Here is a 16,029-nt window from a genome sequence, read left to right on the forward strand (position 1 = left end):
AAGAGGCAGATTGAAATGTTTGAGGATAAAATTGAAAAAGGAGTGAGCATTAAGCACAAGGGTTAACTGACGAGGTGGGCATGGAAGCAATACGTGTGGTCAGTGTGAGTGAAATGCGGGCTATTGAGCAAGAAGCCGATGCACGAGGAGTAACCTATGCGCTGATGATGCAGCGTGCGGGCGAGGGGGTGGCCAGGGTGGTACAGCGCCGTTACCAAGGCGAGGGGCAGAGGGTGGCCTTGGGGCTGGTGGGCTCGGGGAACAACGGTGGGGATACCCTGGTTGCCCTGACCCATCTGGCTCGATGGGGGTGGCGCGCGGGGGCCTACCTGGTTCGTCCACGAGCCGTTAACGATCCCCTGGTGAGCGAATTGGAATCAGCAGGGGGCGTTATCTTGAGATTAGCCGAGGATCCCCATCGGGAGCATTTGCATCACTGGGTCAACCAAGCCCATGTTTTGCTTGATGGGATCTTTGGCACGGGGGTCAAACTGCCGCTCCGTGGCGAGGTGGCCGAATTGCTAGGTGAGTTGAGGGGGTGTCATCCGTTACCGGCTGTGGTGGCCGTAGATTGTCCTTCTGGGGTTGATTGTGATACCGGCGAGGTTGATGAGGTTACCCTTCCGGCCGAGGTTACCATTTGCATGGAAGCCGTCAAGACGGGCTTGTTGCGTTTTCCGGCTTTTGAATATGTAGGAGAATTGGAAATTGTTCCCCTGGGCTTGCCGCAGGACCTTCAGGCTTTGCAAGGTTTGAACCTCTTCATGGCCGAGGCAAATTACTGCCGCTCACGTCTTCCGACGCGGCCGCGCCAAGCGCACAAGGGCACTTTTGGCACGGCAATGGTCATTGCTGGGTCGGTGAACTACACTGGCGCAGTGTGGTTATCCGCAAAGGCCGCTTACCGCATTGGGGCAGGGCTGGTGCGGGTGGCGCTCCCGGGTAGCCTGCATCCAGCTCTTGCCGGGCACCTGCCTGAGGCCACCTGGGTGCTCTTGCCCAGCGAATTGGGGGTTATTGACCGCGATGCTGCTGAGGTGGTACTGGAGTCTTTGGAGCGCGTCACAGCGTTGCTGCTCGGCCCCGGGCTGGGAACAGAGGCCACAACCGCAGAATTTGTAGCCCGAGTGCTGGGGCGGAGTGAGGAACATCTCAAACGTCATCCACTAGGGTTTGTGGGAGCGGAAAAGGAAAAAAGCACCGAAAAGCGGTCCTTGCCCCCTTGTGTGGTGGATGCCGATGGCTTGCGACTGCTGGCCCGACTTCCCGAATGGTGGTCAGCCCTACCGCCATTGAGCATTCTGACCCCTCATCCGGGTGAGATGAGCGTGCTCACCGGTTTGCCAGTGGCAGATATTCAGGCCGATCGGCTGGGGGTTGCCCGACGCTTTGCAGCCCAATGGGGGCATGTGGTGGTGCTGAAAGGCGCACTTACCGTGGTTGCCTCGCCCGAGGGGCAGGCTTTTATCATTCCGGTAGCCAGCGCAGCGCTGGCACGCGCTGGTAGCGGAGATGTTCTGGCGGGATTAATTGTGGGCCTGCTGGCCCAGCGAGTTTCACCCCTGGATGCGGCTGTGCTGGGGGCCTGGATTCATGGGCAAGCCGGTTTGCGAGCAGCCCAGCAACTAGGGCATGAGGCCAGCGTCCTGGCGGGGGATATCCTGGAACAAGTGTCAGAGGTGCTCAGAATTCACCTGAAGTGACCTGAGCACCTCTGAAAGTATCAAAACTAGGCGCTTTCAGCCTCCGGGCCGGGGGTTGTTTCTTTTCCGGTTGAAGCCCCGGCCAGGTGGGCTTTTTGCTCCTCCAGCACCTTTTGACCACGTTGCTGGAGTTCCTGAGCGGTTTCCTTCGCCTTGGCTAATAGGGCTTCTGCCCGGCGGATGGCTTCCTGAGCAGCGGCTTCAGCCTGGCTGTAGGCCTCGCCCATTGATTCGGCGGTCTTATCACGCAGTTCAATGGCTTTCTCTTTGATCTGGGTGCGGGTTTCTTCACCGGATTGAGGCGCCAGAAGCAACGCTGCAATGGCACCGCTCAATCCACCAATGACAAAACCGATCAGGAAAGCCCCAAATTCACTTCGTTCAGACATCGTTACCTCCTTCTTTGGTAAAAGAACTGAATGTTAATCTTAGCGCCCGAGCCGTAAAAGGTCAAGAATTTTCTTTAAGCCCGCAAGGTACTCGTTGAGTTTAATAACCGGCTCTACCAGGTTGTTCGAAAGGAACACCGTGGTTCCGCGCAGATTGTTGATGGTCTCCTGGGTAGCCTCCAGGATGGGTTTGACTTCATTTTGAATCAGATTAATCAACACAGCCAGCTGGACGATCAAGATGATAAGCGCAACCCCCAGGAGTAATGACTCGAGTGCTAATACGATAATGAAGATATCACGTACGCGCGCTGTTGTCTCGGCGGGGGCGACTGCCAGGAGGATAATCCCGCCGATGATAAGGAGAAGTAAGACGATAATCCCGACGACCAGCCCCGTCAGGCGTTTACGGTCGCCTGCTGAAGATCCCGGCGTTTCGGAGGAGGGGGGGAGAGGTATCTGCTGGGTCATAAATTTATTATAGCATATCCTACTGCTCATTTCGGAATCGGATACCTTTCAAATTAGGTCTATACACGGTGAGTTGCGTGCTGATTTATCGGTGCGCAAAACGCTTGTCAAACTTGGGAGGTTTTGCTATAATCACGCTCAGAAGGGCGCGTAGCTCAGTTGGTTAGAGCGCACGGTTCACATCCGTGAGGTTCGGGGGTTCGAGACCCTCCGCGCCCACTGCAGACCTCATGGCCGAACGCATGATGAAGCAGCCATGAGGTTTTGTGTTATTATTTATGCAAGTGTTATTATCCGCCTTTATTGTGTAATGCTGTGCGGGCAGATTGTACGCTGAATTTTCATTAAGGCTCGCTATGGATGCTCCGGTTCCCATCCTGCCAACCAAAATTTTTGTCCCGCGCCGCCGTAATGATCTGCTGACCCGGCCCCGCCTGATTGACGCCCTTCACGAACTGCTGGATTACAAGTTAATCATTATTGCTGCACCCGCAGGGTATGGCAAGACCTCACTGGTAGTAGATTTTGCTCACCATACGGAGTGGCCGTTTTGCTGGTATGCACTGGATACGCTAGATCGTGAACCGGTTCGCTTTCTCAGCCATCTAATTGCCTCGATAACCATGCAGTTCCCCTTGTTTGGGAAGCGCTCGCGGGCCGTCTTGCAGAACATGGCCCAGGGGGAGTTGAGCCTGGATACAATGGTGAGCGCAGTTATCCAGGATATGTTTGAAACGATCAATGAACATTTTGTCATTGTTTTGGATGATTACCATCTGGTTGAAGAAAGTGAACCTATCGCTTATTTTATCAACCGTCTGGTTCAAGATAGTGATGAAAACTGCCATGTAATTCTCACCTCACGTACCCTAATTGCGCTGCCAGATTTACCCCTGATGGTGGCACGTTCTCAAGTTGGAGGGCTGGGTGCTGAGGACCTGGCTTTCACCCCGCAAGAGGTGCAAGCCCTTTTCCAGCAAACCCTGCACCAGCCCATCCCAGAAAGTCTGGCTTACGAACTGACTCGTCTTTCGGAGGGCTGGATTACCGGGCTCCTTCTCTCCTCTCAAATTGCAGATGTCGGAATTTTGGATCGTCTGCGCCGAGGACGGATTGCCTCGGTGGGGCTGTATGATTTCCTGGCAACCCAGGTGCTGGAGCGTCAACCGGCGGAACTGCGCGATTTTCTGCTCCGCTCTTCCCTGTTAGAAGAATTTGATGCAGTGGAATGCAGGGAGGTGATCGGGGAGGCTCTGGGAGTTCAGGCAGATTGGAATGCTCTGGTCGGAACGGTTTTACGGGCGAACCTTTTCTTGACCCCTGTGGGAGAGGGGCGAGTATGGTATCGCTACCACCACCTTTTTGCAGATTTCCTGCGCCAGCGGCTCCTGGCTGAGCGTCCGGAAGAAGCAGAGAAACTAATTGCTCGGCTGAACGAGCGCTATCGTCAGCAACGTGCTTGGGAACGCATTTACCTGCTGTACCGTCGTTTGGGTCGGGTGGTTGATACCAGGTCCTTGCTTGAAGAGATTGGGACCGAGTTGTTGGTTGATGGAAAGGTTGTTATTCTTAAAGAATGGTTGGAAGCACTCCCCGAAACATCTCTTCATGAAAGCCCCTCTCTTTTATCGCTGAAAGGTAGTGTGTTAGTAATGAGGGGAGATATTCAAGAGGGCTTGACCTGGCTTGAAAGAGCCTTGTGCGCATTGCATCCTGAGCATGCGCGCACCAAGCGAATTGATGCTTTGATCCGATGTTCAACAGCCCGTCGTGCTATAGGCGATTACAGCGGTGCTTTGAAAGATATTGATGAGGCTCTGACGCTTACAGAGGGGGAGCCGGGTCTACGAAAGTTGATGGGGGTTGCCTTATATAACAAAGGGATGATCTTCTACCATCAGGGTTTGATAAAAGATGCGCGCCTTCTAGTTATCCAATCTCTAAGTTCCTTTGATCCGATCGCTGATGCAAGTTACATCGCGTTCGCTTCGATGCAGTTGGGCACCATAAGTGTAGCGCTTGGGGACTATGTGGAAGCAGAACAGTCCTTTACTCGTGCGGTCAATTACTGGCTTTCGGTAGGGGATACAACTCGTCTTGCCAATGTTCTGAATAACTTAGGAGACCTAAAGCGTCAGGTTGGGGATTTTGAGGGCGCGCTAAACGCGCTTGAAAAAGCGGTCGAGTACGCACGTCAGAGCGGTTACCTGCGCATGGAAGCCTATGCGTTGGCTTCCATTGGGGATCTATATCGGGATCTGGGGGTTTGGCGCTCCGCTCAGGAGGCCTATCAGCGCTCGAACACCCTGGTCGGACGCTTGGGAGATCGCTTTTTAAGCACTTACTTGCAATTAAATCTGGCCACGGTTTTTGATTTACAGGGCATGACCACGCAGGCCCGTCCATTGCTGGAGCAGGCCTGGAAGATGGCACGAGAGAGCGGTTCTGCTTATGAACAAAACCTGTGCCGTCTGGAGCAGGGGCGCTTTGAGTTGTTCAATGGAAGGTCTGCTGAGGCGGTTCAATTGCTTCAACAGGCGCTGGATTTCTTTGAGGCCGAAGGGCATGTCCTGGAAGCCATGCGGGCTCGCTATTATCAATTATTGGCTCGTTGGCGCCTCTTACCCGATGACCCTACCCTTCATTCGGAAATTCTCAACCTGCTCTCGCGTTTGATGGGGCAGGATGCCCCTCCGGTGGTACTGAGCTTGATTCGAGAAACACGTCCTCTCCTGGAACTTCTGGCAGAAGACGAAAGGCTGGCTACTTCAATCAATGAGTTGATCTTGCGCTTGGAGCGGTTTGATCTCCAGTTGAATACTCTGCGCCGACGATTACGGCGACAGGCCACAGCAGTGCCTTTTGCAGGTCCTCAGTTGGTCATTCAAACGCTGGGCAAAATTCAGATTAAGCTCAATGATCGCCTTCTTACCATCGGGGATTGGCAAACTCAGAGTGCACGCGATTTATTCCTTTATCTGTTGACACGACCGGAGGGGGTTACCCGAGAGTCGGTCGGAGCGGTATTCTGGCAGGATTGTTCCCCCCATGAGCTACACCTGCGTTTCAAGAACACCCTGTACCGCCTGCGTCGGGCAGTAGGCAGGGAGGTGGTGCTTTTCCGCGATGGTATTTATCAGTTCAATACTGAACTGGATTATGAGTACGATGTAGAGCAGTTTTTCCGCGAAATTTATCATGCTGAACGCAGTGAAGATGCTCGGCAGAGAATTCTCCACTATCAGAACGCCTTGCGGTACTACCAGGGACCCTATCTTCCCGATCTGAACGAGACCTGGGTGCTGATCGAACGCCAGCGTCTCTTCAATGCTTATGCGGGAGTTTTGCTCAAACTTGGCAGCCTCTACCTCGAACAGGGGGATACCCAGGGGGCGCTGAGCTGTGCCCAGCAACTTTTACAAGAAGATCCCTGCTTTGAAGAAGCCCATCGTCTGGCTATGCAGGCGTATGCTGCCATGGGCAATCGCGCGGCGGTGGTGCGCCAATACGATTATTGTCGTCGGGTATTATCGGAAGAATTAAATACAGCGCCCTCACTCCAGACCCAGTCGTTGTTTGAAGCGCTGACCCGTTAATGACCCACTTGGGTGAGCGGGTTGCATGATAGGGAGGTGGTAATTCCCGGTGTTTTACCGGGGTATTTGTATTGGGTTGGTTTCTTTACCCAGCGTTAACAAATTCGCTGGATTTTGAGCCTCTTTTGTAGCCTGGTTTGCAGCCTGGGGGGTGGCATACTTGTCCTAGATTTTGGAGATGGCCTAAGTGAAAGGAGATTGGAGCATGAAAACGTCCCTGTTCTCGGTGCGCGTAGCAATGGAAATGCCTCAGGCGAGTGGTGATATTAGTCGGCGAGCCCCCCAGGCCAGTGGTGATATTAGCCGTCGTTCTCCGCAGGCAAGTGGTGATATCAGCCGCCGCTCTCCTCAAGCCAGTGGCGATATCAGCCGATAGTCTATCTTACTATTGAGTTCGTGGCGAAGTAACGTAAGCGGTTTTGCTACACAGCGCCTCAACAGGGCGAGAATAACTGCGGGGTCGAGAATTGGTCTAAAAGGACCAAACCCGCAGTTTTTGTTTTGGCTTGAAAGGTTGTTTTGCAATTTGTTGTGAACAAATACTAACGTGAGTTCACTAAACCAACAGAGGTGAGAAATCGAGTAAGCCAAACGGAGGTAAAGATGCGCTACGCAATGGATTTAGAAGGTCGAACTGTAACTTACAATAGGACGGCAACTGAAACTGAGGTGAGCCGGCTCTTTTGTGCGGCAGTGGTCAGCAAACGCTTCCGTGAGCAATTGCTGGCTGACCCGATTCTAGCCGTTGCCCAGGGGTATAACGGCGAATCCTTCAACCTGCCACAAGAGGCCTTGGAACGCTTGAGCCACATCCGGGCAGACTCACTCAGTGATTTTGCGGCCCAATTCATTGCTTGCGAGACACCTGTGCGGGTTGAGTTCCCGGTATCTGCGAGTGTGCACTGATCCGGGACAATGAGGTGACGGCGGTTGCGAGACGATGATAACCCTGAGTTGAGGTTCTTCCCCATGGATGCTCGCCTTCCGGATACGGGTGAATTGCGGCGCTTGGTGGCCGAGTCGGTGACTAAAACCGGCTTTGAGCCGACTACGTCCTCATTTGCCCCTTCAATGCCCACTTATGAGGACCCTCTCAGTGCGGCATTGAGCGGATTGGCGACATGTGGGGTGAACGTAACCCGGGCGGCTTTTTGCAAGGTTGTGATTCTTGGAGAGGAGTGGGGGTTCGAAAGTCGTGCAGTGGCGTTTGCGGATGGGGGTGGACACATCCGACGGACTGCAGAGCCCTTCTACGCTCAGCGCTTATACCATCAGGTTGTTACTTCGGGTTCTCCTTTGCTCATCTCGCGCGGGCAGGATTCCTTAAGCCTGGATGAGGGGCGTACCCTTCGCTACCATGATGCTAGAGCATTATTCCTTGCGTCAATTGGAGAGGACTCTTCGCAGGTAAGAGGCGTTCTGATCATAGGTGTCAAGCAGTCGGCACATTTTCACGATGGGCAACTGAGGTTAGCCGGGCTATTGGCGCGATATGCCCCTTCGCTGATAGATTATGTGACCCGGCCGGAGGCACGTCCACCGCTATATAACGATGTGGTCATGCTCTCGAAAAGCATCGAGGCGTATGATTTATCCATCACCCAGCATAGTATGACCATGGTTCAGATGGCCGAGCGGCTGGCCGAGCGCCTGGGGTGCCTGCCGACCGAGATAAAAACGATAGGTCTGGCGGCTCTGCTCCACGATTTGGGAAAGGTGGGTGTCCCGACGGTCATTTTGCAAAAACCAGGTTCTCTTTCTCCGGAAGAATGGGTGTTGATGCGTCGTCACCCCGAGATTGGGGCTCAGATTGTCCAAACGGTTACCGGTTTAAGCGGTGTGGCAACTATCATCCAGTGTCACCACGAAAACTTTGATGGGAGTGGCTATCCTCACGGTTTAAGGGGCTGTCAGATCCCGTTGGGGGCCCGCATTTTGGCAGTTGTGGATGCATTTGAAGCCATTACCAGCGGGCGGGTGTACCGACCGCCTCGCTCGCCGGAAGCGGCTCTACAGGAAATTCAGCGCTGTGCAGGTACTCAATTCGATCCACAGATTGTTGAGGCGTTCGTAGCGCTGATCCATGAAGAAGGGTTTAACGCTAATCAGGGGGAGTAAAGCGTTGCACCAGAACCGGGGTACTGTCGGGCGCAGGATTTCTCCTGCGCCCGACGGGTTTAATCACCTTGTACCGGGTTGGTTCTTTCATCAGTGGACCCGGTAAAGCACTTTCCTGTTACCGGGTCCATCACAGAGTTTCCAGGTATTAGGGCAGAGCCCCCACTACATCAAACGTATCTAGCGCCTGATCCAGAGCATCCAGGTCGCTATCGCTCATAGCGTTGAATAAAATGGTTACAAGGTAGGCGGTTTTGTTCTGTTTAGGGCGGGCGGTTAGTACAACCAGGGCGTTACCGGCACCTCCACAGTTGATGTACAAGTCATAAGCACCTTCATAAGCACTGTCCTCGTATTTATAGCGCCCTTGTAGTTTGCAGGAAACCTGATAAGAGTCTCGGTAGGCATCTAGCAATTGGATGTAACCAGCCAATTGGGCCACTTGATCTGAAACTGCGAAAAAGATTCCCGGTTCATCCCAATAGTTGGCGAAATTATTCAGACTGGCAGCCGCGGTAATACTGGCACCAATGACGGTGTTATCAAGTACCCAGGGTGAACCATCTACTTCGGTCCACGAGGAAGGAATGGCGACCTGGATGGCCCCAAAGTTATCTTGAACTAGTACATAGTCTGTGGGGGCTGCCGTACCTGAGCCTGAAACCTCACTTGCCAATTCTTCCGCAAAGGAGAACTTCGTGGTGAGGGGTTGACCATTTAATTCACCAGAAAGGTATTCCTGGGTATCGAAACGCAGGACTTCGATGGCGATTGTGCTGTCGGAACCGCGGGTGCGCAGGATGTCGCAGTAGTCCCCCATGGTACCGTCTGTAGCCAGAACCAGCCCTTCCATGCGGGTGATGATATCCCCTCCCTGAATGCCCGCCTTGCCCGCAGGAGAACCTGACTGAACAGAGGCTACCCAGATCCCGCTCAGACTACCGTCTTCCGACATGACTGCCTGGCCGTTTACACCGATGGACTCGAAGTCTTTACCACTTCGTAGCACCTCTATGACTTTCATGGCATCCTGGGCACGGATGGCGAAGTTCATGTCGTACACATTGTTTCCAGCGTAATTGATTCCCACCACGCGTGCCTGACTATCCACCAGCGGGCCACCCGAATTCCCTCCCCGGATACGTGCATCGTGCTCAATGACGGCAGGGATGGAAGCCCAACTGGTTTTTCCATCAGCCTTGGCTTTGGAGACAATCCCCTTGGTCAGGGTGTATTCTGGATCGCCCAATGGGAAACCTGCGGCATATACTTCCAGGCCGGGGTTGATCTCTCCCTGATGCAAGTCAAGGTAAGGAAAGCCATCGCCCTCAATATCAATTACCGCCAAGTCCCAACATTCCGATACCCCCAAGATGCGCGCGTTGCGAGGCTGGCTTTCGCCCCCAACCCATACTTTGATCAGGGCAGCGCCGGTAACCACGTGGTTGTTGGTAACGGCAATCCCCGAAGGATCAATGATGAAGCCCGAACCCCTCCCGGCCACATTCAACATCAATCCAACCTCGGGGTCTATAAAGGTGCCCTGTGCTTCAATCTGCACTGTGGCCCTTTTGAGATCCTCTATACTGGTGATAGGCTGGGGCCCTTGAGGAGTGGGGGTGTTAACAATGGCAGGAGGTTGTGTGGGCTCGGGGATGGAGGTGGCGGGGCCTGTTCCCGAGCAGGCAACGAGGATTAAAGTCACGATAAGAAACAAAGAGACGTTCTTGAAGGACATTAGATAGGTTCCTTTCTGTAATTGGAGAAGTTGTGAGCCTGCCCTGGAAACAATCTTCTCTTCCCCCTGACCAGCCCCATAGACATGCTTATTGAGTTTCACTTTATTTTACTATATTCCGTATTCCCAACAGAATATATCAGAAAAAAGATCAAGCGTTTCAAGAAGGATTGACCTATCATTGGTCTAAGACCCCAAAAGGGGCGAAAAAGAAAAGGGAGGCACTTGACGATTTGAGAGCCTCGCGGTATATTATGGACGCACAACGCCCTCGTAGCTCAAATGGATAGAGCGTTTGCTTGCGGAGCAAAAGGCTGCGTGTTCGAGTCACGCCGAGGGCACAGATGGCAGAGCGGTTGGGAAAGCCGCTCTTTTTCATTCCATAAGTTCAATGATGGGGATCACTATGCAAAAACCTTTGATACTGCTCACCAATGATGACGGCGTAGATTCACCCGGCCTTTGGGCAGCTGCTCGTATCCTGACCAGGTTGGGGGAGGTTGTAGTGGTAGCTCCTCGCGAGCAATCTACAGGGGCGGGGCGAAGCATGCCCCACTTATCCAATGGGCGGATCGAACGGCGAGAACGGCAAGAGGGTGACCGTACCTGGGTGGCTTTTGGTGTGCATGGTACCCCGGCTCAGGCTGTGGATCATGCCCTCTTGGAATTGTTGCCCCGTTATCCCGATTTGGTGATCTCAGGAATCAACTACGGTGAAAATGTGGGCACTGGCATCACCATTTCGGGAACTATCGGCGCGGCTATGGAAGCCGCTTCGTTCGGCATTCCCGCACTGGCGGTCTCACTTCAGACGGGCATTCAAAACCACCTGACCCACTCGGAAGAGGTTGATTTTTCAACTGCTGCTTATTTTACGGGCTACTTTGCCCAGCGCATTTTGGAGCACGGTTTGCCCGGTGATGTGCAGATTCTTAAAGTTGAGGTGCCAGCACTGGCTACCCCTGAGACGCCATGGCGGGTCACCCGATTGGCCATGCACCGCTATTACGTTCCTTACTCTACCCGCAAGGGCGGGTTGGGCGAAGAAGCCCCTCTGGGCTACCGTGTGGAGGTTTCCCCAGAGGAGGTATCTGCGGATTCGGATATCTACGCCCTGCTTTATGATCGCGTGGTCTCGGTGACCCCGCTGACCCTAGACATGACAGCGCGCTATCCTCTCCAAGCCCTGGAAGCGCATCTTCGCCAGGGGTAGATGAGCCCCCCTATCTAGCGATGGAGGCAGTTGCCACATTGGCAAAAGTGGCCCGACGGAGGCGTTCAACCAGTTCTTCTTTGGCTTCGCACCAGATAGGGCGTAGCGCGCAGCTTTCTCCGAAGGGGCAGGCATCAGGCGATTGGGTGCATTCATTCAGCATAATTGGGCCGTCAATGGCTTCAACTACCTCGAGAACCGTAATTTCCTGGGGCGGCTTGGCCAGAGAAACCCCTCCGCGTGCGCCGCGGGAGGTGTGGATTAACCCGGCGATGGAAAGTTGCGAGATGATTTTGGCCAGAAAAGAAGGTGGAATGTGTTGTTGTTCGGCAATCTCGCTGGTTGCTGCGCGCTGGTTGGGCCCCAATTGTGCCAGGTAGTAGATGGCACGCAAGGCGTAATCGGCTTGACGAGTGATTTGCATTGTCCCTATCCCTCTTTTCAGAAATATAGGTAGAAATTATCTGTTTATTTAGTTTATGCGTTTGTTAAATCTGTAACAAGTGACTAAGATCATTGCTGCAGGATGACCTTTGACGTAGTTCCAGTCCATCCGGTATAATCCTTGGCATGAGTGAGACGTTCCGTTTTTACTATCCAATCCAAGTTCGCTATGGGGACCTGGATCCCCAGTGGCATGTGAATAACGCGCGTTTTCTCACGTATTTGGAGCAAGCGCGCCTGGCGTATTTGATCCATCTGGGTCTGTTTGACGGTCATTCCTTCCTCGATCTGGGGCTGATTGTGGCGGACATCCACATCGCTTACCGCGCGCCGATCGCCTTGATGGAGGAGTTGCGCGTTGGGGTGAAGACCGTACGTTTGGGCCAGAAGAGCCTGAAAATGGCCTATGTGATTGAGAATCCTTCCAGTGGGCAGGTGAAAGCCCAGGCAGAGGTTGTCATGGTGGCATACGATTATCATCGTCAAGTCAGCGTTCCTTTAAGTCCGCATTGGCGTGAGGTTATCGCTGCGTTTGAAGGCATTCCAGAATACGCTGAAGGATGAGAAACATGGTGAATTTGCCTGATATCCATACGGAGGACCTACTGGATTTCCTGACCGGTTTGCTTAATACACCGAGCCCGACCGGCTTTACGGATCTGGCCATGGATTATGTGGAGCACGCTCTGCGCCAGTTGGGAGGTGTAAGTATGGAACGTACTCCCAAGGGGGCTCTCTTGGCTTGTATGGAGGGCGAAACCGAGGTGGCTCCCTGGGGTGTGGCCACCCATGTGGATACACTGGGTGCGATGGTCAAAGAGATAAAACCCAATGGGCGTTTGAGAATGACACCTATCGGTGGTTTTGCTTGGAACACGGTAGAAACCGAAGGATGTACGATTTTTACCCATGAGGGTCGGCGTTATCGCGGAAGTATTCTGATTGCAACGGCTTCTTCCCATGTGCACGGTAAGCGTACCGCTGAGACGCCGCGAGATGCGGAGAATATGGAAGTTCGCCTGGATGCACGCACTAGAAACGCGGAGGAAACACGCGCTCTGGGCATCGAGGTGGGCGATTTCATTGCTTTTGATCCGCGAGTTGAGGTTAATGAAGGGTTTGTGCGCTCCCGACACCTGGATGATAAAGCAGGGGTAACGTGTGTTGTAGCAGCCATGCAGGCACTGGTTCGGGCCCACCTCAAGCCCCGACGTTCGCTTTATGCCCTTTTTAGCAATTACGAGGAAGTCGGGCACGGTGCCTCTGCTGGGCTGCCAGCAGATTTGAGGGAGTTGATTGTAGTGGACATGGCGGCGATTGGCGAGGGGCAGACTTCAGACGAGTTCCATGCCACGCTGTGTGTGAAGGACTCGCATGGGCCTTATGATCGGGGGCTGAGCCTGCGGTTACGCAATCTGGCTGAGCAGTATCAGATCCCGTACAAAGTGGATATTTACCCGAATTACGGGTCAGATGGGGGTGCTTTCTGGCGGGCAGGTGGAAACGCACCAGTGGCTTTGATTGGTCCAGGGGTAGATGCCTCTCACAATTACGAGCGTACCCATGTAGAAGCCCTTTTAGCAACCACCCGTTGGTTACTGGCTTACGCGCTGAACGCGTGAGCAGGGTCTGCAGAGCCTGAGTTAGGGCAACCTTTTACGGTTTTGAGGAGGCTCTCGACAAGCCTTTAAACTCTGGTAGAATTACACATAAAATGGGGATATGGTAGATCCCCTCGACAAATTGAAGGATGTTGTTTCGGGTCGCGCTGTTTTGCGCTACCGTGATCGGACGTGAATCGAGTTTATTGGAAAGTTGGTTTTTACGTTGAAGGAGGATTACCTTGTCTGGGATGGAACGTTTTACACAGCGGGCACGCAGAGTGTTGAGCCTGGCGCATCAGGAAGCCGAGCGGATGCGTCAGAATACTATCAACACTGAACACCTGCTGTTGGGATTGATACGGGAAGAAGGTGGTATTGCCAGTCGAGTACTGCGCGATCTGGGCTTAGAACCGGACCGCGTCCAGGAAATTGTGGATCGTATCAGTGGGTACGGATCATACCGGGGAGGACGCATTGATCTCTCGCCGGGGGTGCAGCAGGTGCTTGAGTTCGCCTTTGAGGAAGCCCGCAATATGGGCCACCACTATATCGGCACCGAACATCTGTTGCTGGGGCTTATTCGCTCAACTGAGGGTAAAGCCCTGGATGTGCTGCGCAAATTAGGAGTCACCCCTGAGCAGATCCGGCGTCAGACCCGGCGCGTGCTGCAAGAGAGCAGCAGTGCGTTGCAGGGTGCAACCGGACGCACCCCCTCACAGCGCCAGGAGCAAAAGGGGCAGCAGAAAACCACGCTCATTGATCAACTGGCGACCGACCTGACTGCATTGGCCGAGGAAAACAAACTTGACCCGGTAATCGGGCGCCAAATGGAAATTGAGCGCGTCATCCAGATTCTAGCCCGGCGCACAAAGAATAACCCCGCTCTGATCGGTGAACCGGGTGTGGGGAAGACTGCCATTGTTGAGGGACTGGCACAGCGGATAGTTGAGGGAGACGTACCGGCGCCACTATTGGGCAAGCGGGTCTTGCAACTGGACGTTGGCTCACTGGTGGCCGGCACGATGTACCGTGGGCAATTCGAGGAGCGTTTGAAACGAGTCATTGAAGAATTGAAGGCCTCGGGTGCCATTCTCTTCATTGACGAAGTGCATATGCTGGTGGGAGCGGGTTCGGCGGGTTCGTCGGTAGATGCAGCGAATATCCTCAAGCCGGCGCTCTCGCGTGGAGAATTGCAGGTCATCGGTGCCACTACACTCGATGAATACCGCAAATACATTGAAAGCGATGCAGCACTGGAACGGCGCTTCCAGCCGATCATGGTGAATGAGCCCACGGTTGAGGAAACCATCGAGATTCTGCGTGGCATTCGCGGGGCGTACGAGGAGCACCATCGCCTTACCATTTCGGATGAGGCACTTGAGGCTGCGGCCCGACTCTCGGCGCGTTATGTGACCGAACGCTATCTGCCCGATAAGGCCATAGACCTGATTGACGAAGCGGCCTCACGGGTGCGCATGTACAAGAGCCAGTCGGCAAAGACGGTGAAAGAACTGATGACCCGACTGCGCGAAATTCGCCAGAATCACTATCTGGCGTTGGAAGATGGGCGTTACGAAGAGGCTCAGGAACTTTTGGAAAAAGCGGCGCAGTTGGAGAACGAAATTGAGCGCCTGCGCAGTGGCTGGGATCGGGAAAACAGCCCCGTGGTTACAGCAGAGGATATTGCCGAGGTGGTCTCGATGTGGACCGGCATCCCGGTCAAGCAGATGGCGCAAACGGAGTCGGAGCGCCTGCTCCACATGGAAGAAGAATTGCGCAAGCACATCATTGGCCAGGATGAGGCCATTGAGACCATTGCTAAGGCCATTCGCCGGGCTCGCTCGGGGTTGAAAGATCCACGCCGCCCAATTGGGTCTTTCATGTTCCTGGGGCCCACTGGCGTGGGCAAGACGGAGTTGACCAAGGCATTGGCGCGCTTCCTCTTCGGGAGTGAAGATGCCCTGCTACAATTGGACATGTCGGAGTTTATGGAACGGCACACGGTCAGCCGTTTGGTAGGGGCGCCCCCTGGTTATGTTGGCTACGAGGAAGCGGGGCAGTTGACCGAAGCCATCCGTCGCCGTCCATACTCCATCGTGGTTTTCGATGAGATCGAAAAGGCGCATCCGGAAGCCCACAACATGCTCTTGCAGATCATGGAAGAGGGCCACCTGACCGATGCGCGAGGTCATCGAGTGGATTTCCGCAACACCATCATTATCATGACCTCAAACATTGGGGCCGATATGATTAAGCGCCAAAATGTCATGGGCTTCCAGATTAAGCGCGATGAGACGCTCGAAGAGCAACTCGCTTACGAGGAGATGCGGAAGAAATTGCTTGAGTCGCTACGCCGGGTCTTCCGACCGGAGTTTATCAACCGATTGGATGGTGTGGTAGTCTTCCGTGCGCTCAATCGTGAGGACTTGCTCAAGATTGTTGGCCTGGAGATTCAAAAGGTCTCTGAGCGCTTGCGGGAGAATAACATTACCCTCAAAGCCACCGAGGCAGCCATCCGCTTGCTGGCTGATGAGGGCTATGATCCGGAGATGGGGGCTCGTCCCCTGCGGCGAGTTTTACAGAGTCGAATCGAGGACCGACTCTCGGATGCTCTCCTGGCGGGTGAGTTTAGTGAGGGTGATGTTATTGTGGTAGATGCGGTGGAAGGTGAGATTGTGCTGCGCAAGGAGGAGGGCTCACCTGCCGACGAAGCCCAAAAGACGGCTGAAATGAGCCTATAGGACATACGGGGT

General features: G+C 54.0%; 13 protein-coding genes and 2 tRNA genes. 11 read left to right on the plus strand and 4 right to left on the minus strand.

The genetic code is table 11. The features are described 5' to 3' along the window. Positions 1 to 80 precede the first annotated feature (80 nt). Positions 81 to 1,703 (plus strand): bifunctional ADP-dependent NAD(P)H-hydrate dehydratase/NAD(P)H-hydrate epimerase, encoded by a 1,623-nt coding sequence (locus SE15_RS03495; protein WP_054520708.1) that lies wholly within the window; start codon positions 81 to 83, stop codon positions 1,701 to 1,703. Between the two features lie 26 nt (positions 1,704 to 1,729). Here SE15_RS03495 and SE15_RS03500 read toward each other — a convergent pair whose 3' ends face one another. Further along, positions 1,730 to 2,092: a YtxH domain-containing protein gene (locus tag SE15_RS03500; protein WP_054520709.1), complete on the minus strand. Its 363-nt coding sequence runs from the start codon at positions 2,090 to 2,092 to the stop codon at positions 1,730 to 1,732. A gap of 39 nt (positions 2,093 to 2,131) precedes the next feature. After that, entirely contained in the window at positions 2,132 to 2,563 is a 432-nt protein-coding gene (locus tag SE15_RS03505; RefSeq protein WP_054520710.1) for a hypothetical protein, read from the minus strand. Between the two features lie 144 nt (positions 2,564 to 2,707). Between SE15_RS03505 and SE15_RS03510 the strand changes: the two genes are divergently transcribed. The 5 genes from SE15_RS03510 (at position 2,708) to SE15_RS03525 (ending at position 8,277) form a co-directional block, all read left to right on the plus strand. Next, positions 2,708 to 2,782 (plus strand) — tRNA-Val (locus SE15_RS03510). Between the two features lie 137 nt (positions 2,783 to 2,919). Beyond that, a complete protein-coding gene (locus SE15_RS03515; RefSeq protein ID WP_054520711.1) occupies positions 2,920 to 6,159 on the plus strand; it encodes a tetratricopeptide repeat protein in 3,240 nt (1,079 codons plus the stop codon). A gap of 205 nt (positions 6,160 to 6,364) precedes the next feature. Continuing rightward, positions 6,365 to 6,535 (plus strand): hypothetical protein, encoded by a 171-nt coding sequence (locus SE15_RS14455; protein ID WP_160316654.1) that lies wholly within the window; start codon positions 6,365 to 6,367, stop codon positions 6,533 to 6,535. 227 nt (positions 6,536 to 6,762) lie between these two features. Beyond that, a complete protein-coding gene (locus tag SE15_RS03520; protein ID WP_054520712.1) occupies positions 6,763 to 7,065 on the plus strand; it encodes a hypothetical protein in 303 nt (100 codons plus the stop codon). Positions 7,066 to 7,128: 63 nt separating this feature from the next. Then, positions 7,129 to 8,277 (plus strand): HD-GYP domain-containing protein, encoded by a 1,149-nt coding sequence (locus SE15_RS03525; RefSeq protein ID WP_054520713.1) that lies wholly within the window; start codon positions 7,129 to 7,131, stop codon positions 8,275 to 8,277. 148 nt (positions 8,278 to 8,425) lie between these two features. Here the strand turns inward: SE15_RS03525 and SE15_RS03530 are convergent, their stop codons facing one another. Beyond that, positions 8,426 to 9,838, minus strand: coding sequence for a S1C family serine protease (locus SE15_RS03530; protein ID WP_236689973.1), 1,413 nt, complete (start codon positions 9,836 to 9,838; stop codon positions 8,426 to 8,428). 444 nt (positions 9,839 to 10,282) lie between these two features. On the opposite strand from SE15_RS03530, the gene SE15_RS03535 reads away from it, so the two are divergent. Further along, positions 10,283 to 10,356, plus strand: a tRNA-Arg gene (locus SE15_RS03535). Between the two features lie 65 nt (positions 10,357 to 10,421). Then, positions 10,422 to 11,228, plus strand: coding sequence for a 5'/3'-nucleotidase SurE (gene surE, locus SE15_RS03540; protein ID WP_160316655.1), 807 nt, complete (start codon positions 10,422 to 10,424; stop codon positions 11,226 to 11,228). A gap of 10 nt (positions 11,229 to 11,238) precedes the next feature. On the opposite strand, the gene SE15_RS03545 is transcribed toward surE, so the two are convergent. Then, positions 11,239 to 11,652 (minus strand): RrF2 family transcriptional regulator, encoded by a 414-nt coding sequence (locus tag SE15_RS03545; protein WP_054520716.1) that lies wholly within the window; start codon positions 11,650 to 11,652, stop codon positions 11,239 to 11,241. 146 nt (positions 11,653 to 11,798) lie between these two features. Here SE15_RS03545 and SE15_RS03550 point away from each other — a divergent pair, with 146 nt between their 5' ends. The 3 genes from SE15_RS03550 to SE15_RS03560 all read left to right on the plus strand — a co-directional run bounded on the left by SE15_RS03550 (position 11,799) and on the right by SE15_RS03560 (position 16,017). Next, the gene (locus SE15_RS03550; protein WP_054520717.1) at positions 11,799 to 12,236 is read left to right on the plus strand and encodes an acyl-CoA thioesterase; all 438 of its coding nucleotides are present in this window, start codon (positions 11,799 to 11,801) and stop codon (positions 12,234 to 12,236) included. A 5-nt stretch (positions 12,237 to 12,241) separates the two neighbouring features. After that, a complete protein-coding gene (locus tag SE15_RS03555) occupies positions 12,242 to 13,294 on the plus strand; it encodes a M42 family metallopeptidase (protein WP_054520718.1) in 1,053 nt (350 codons plus the stop codon). 230 nt (positions 13,295 to 13,524) lie between these two features. Continuing rightward, complete coding sequence (locus SE15_RS03560; RefSeq protein ID WP_054520719.1) at positions 13,525 to 16,017, plus strand: ATP-dependent Clp protease ATP-binding subunit; 2,493 nt, start codon at positions 13,525 to 13,527, stop codon at positions 16,015 to 16,017. Positions 16,018 to 16,029 lie beyond the last annotated feature (12 nt).

This window comes from Thermanaerothrix daxensis, assembly GCF_001306145.1.
GTDB classification, from domain to species: Bacteria; Chloroflexota; Anaerolineae; order Anaerolineales; family Anaerolineaceae; genus Thermanaerothrix; species Thermanaerothrix daxensis.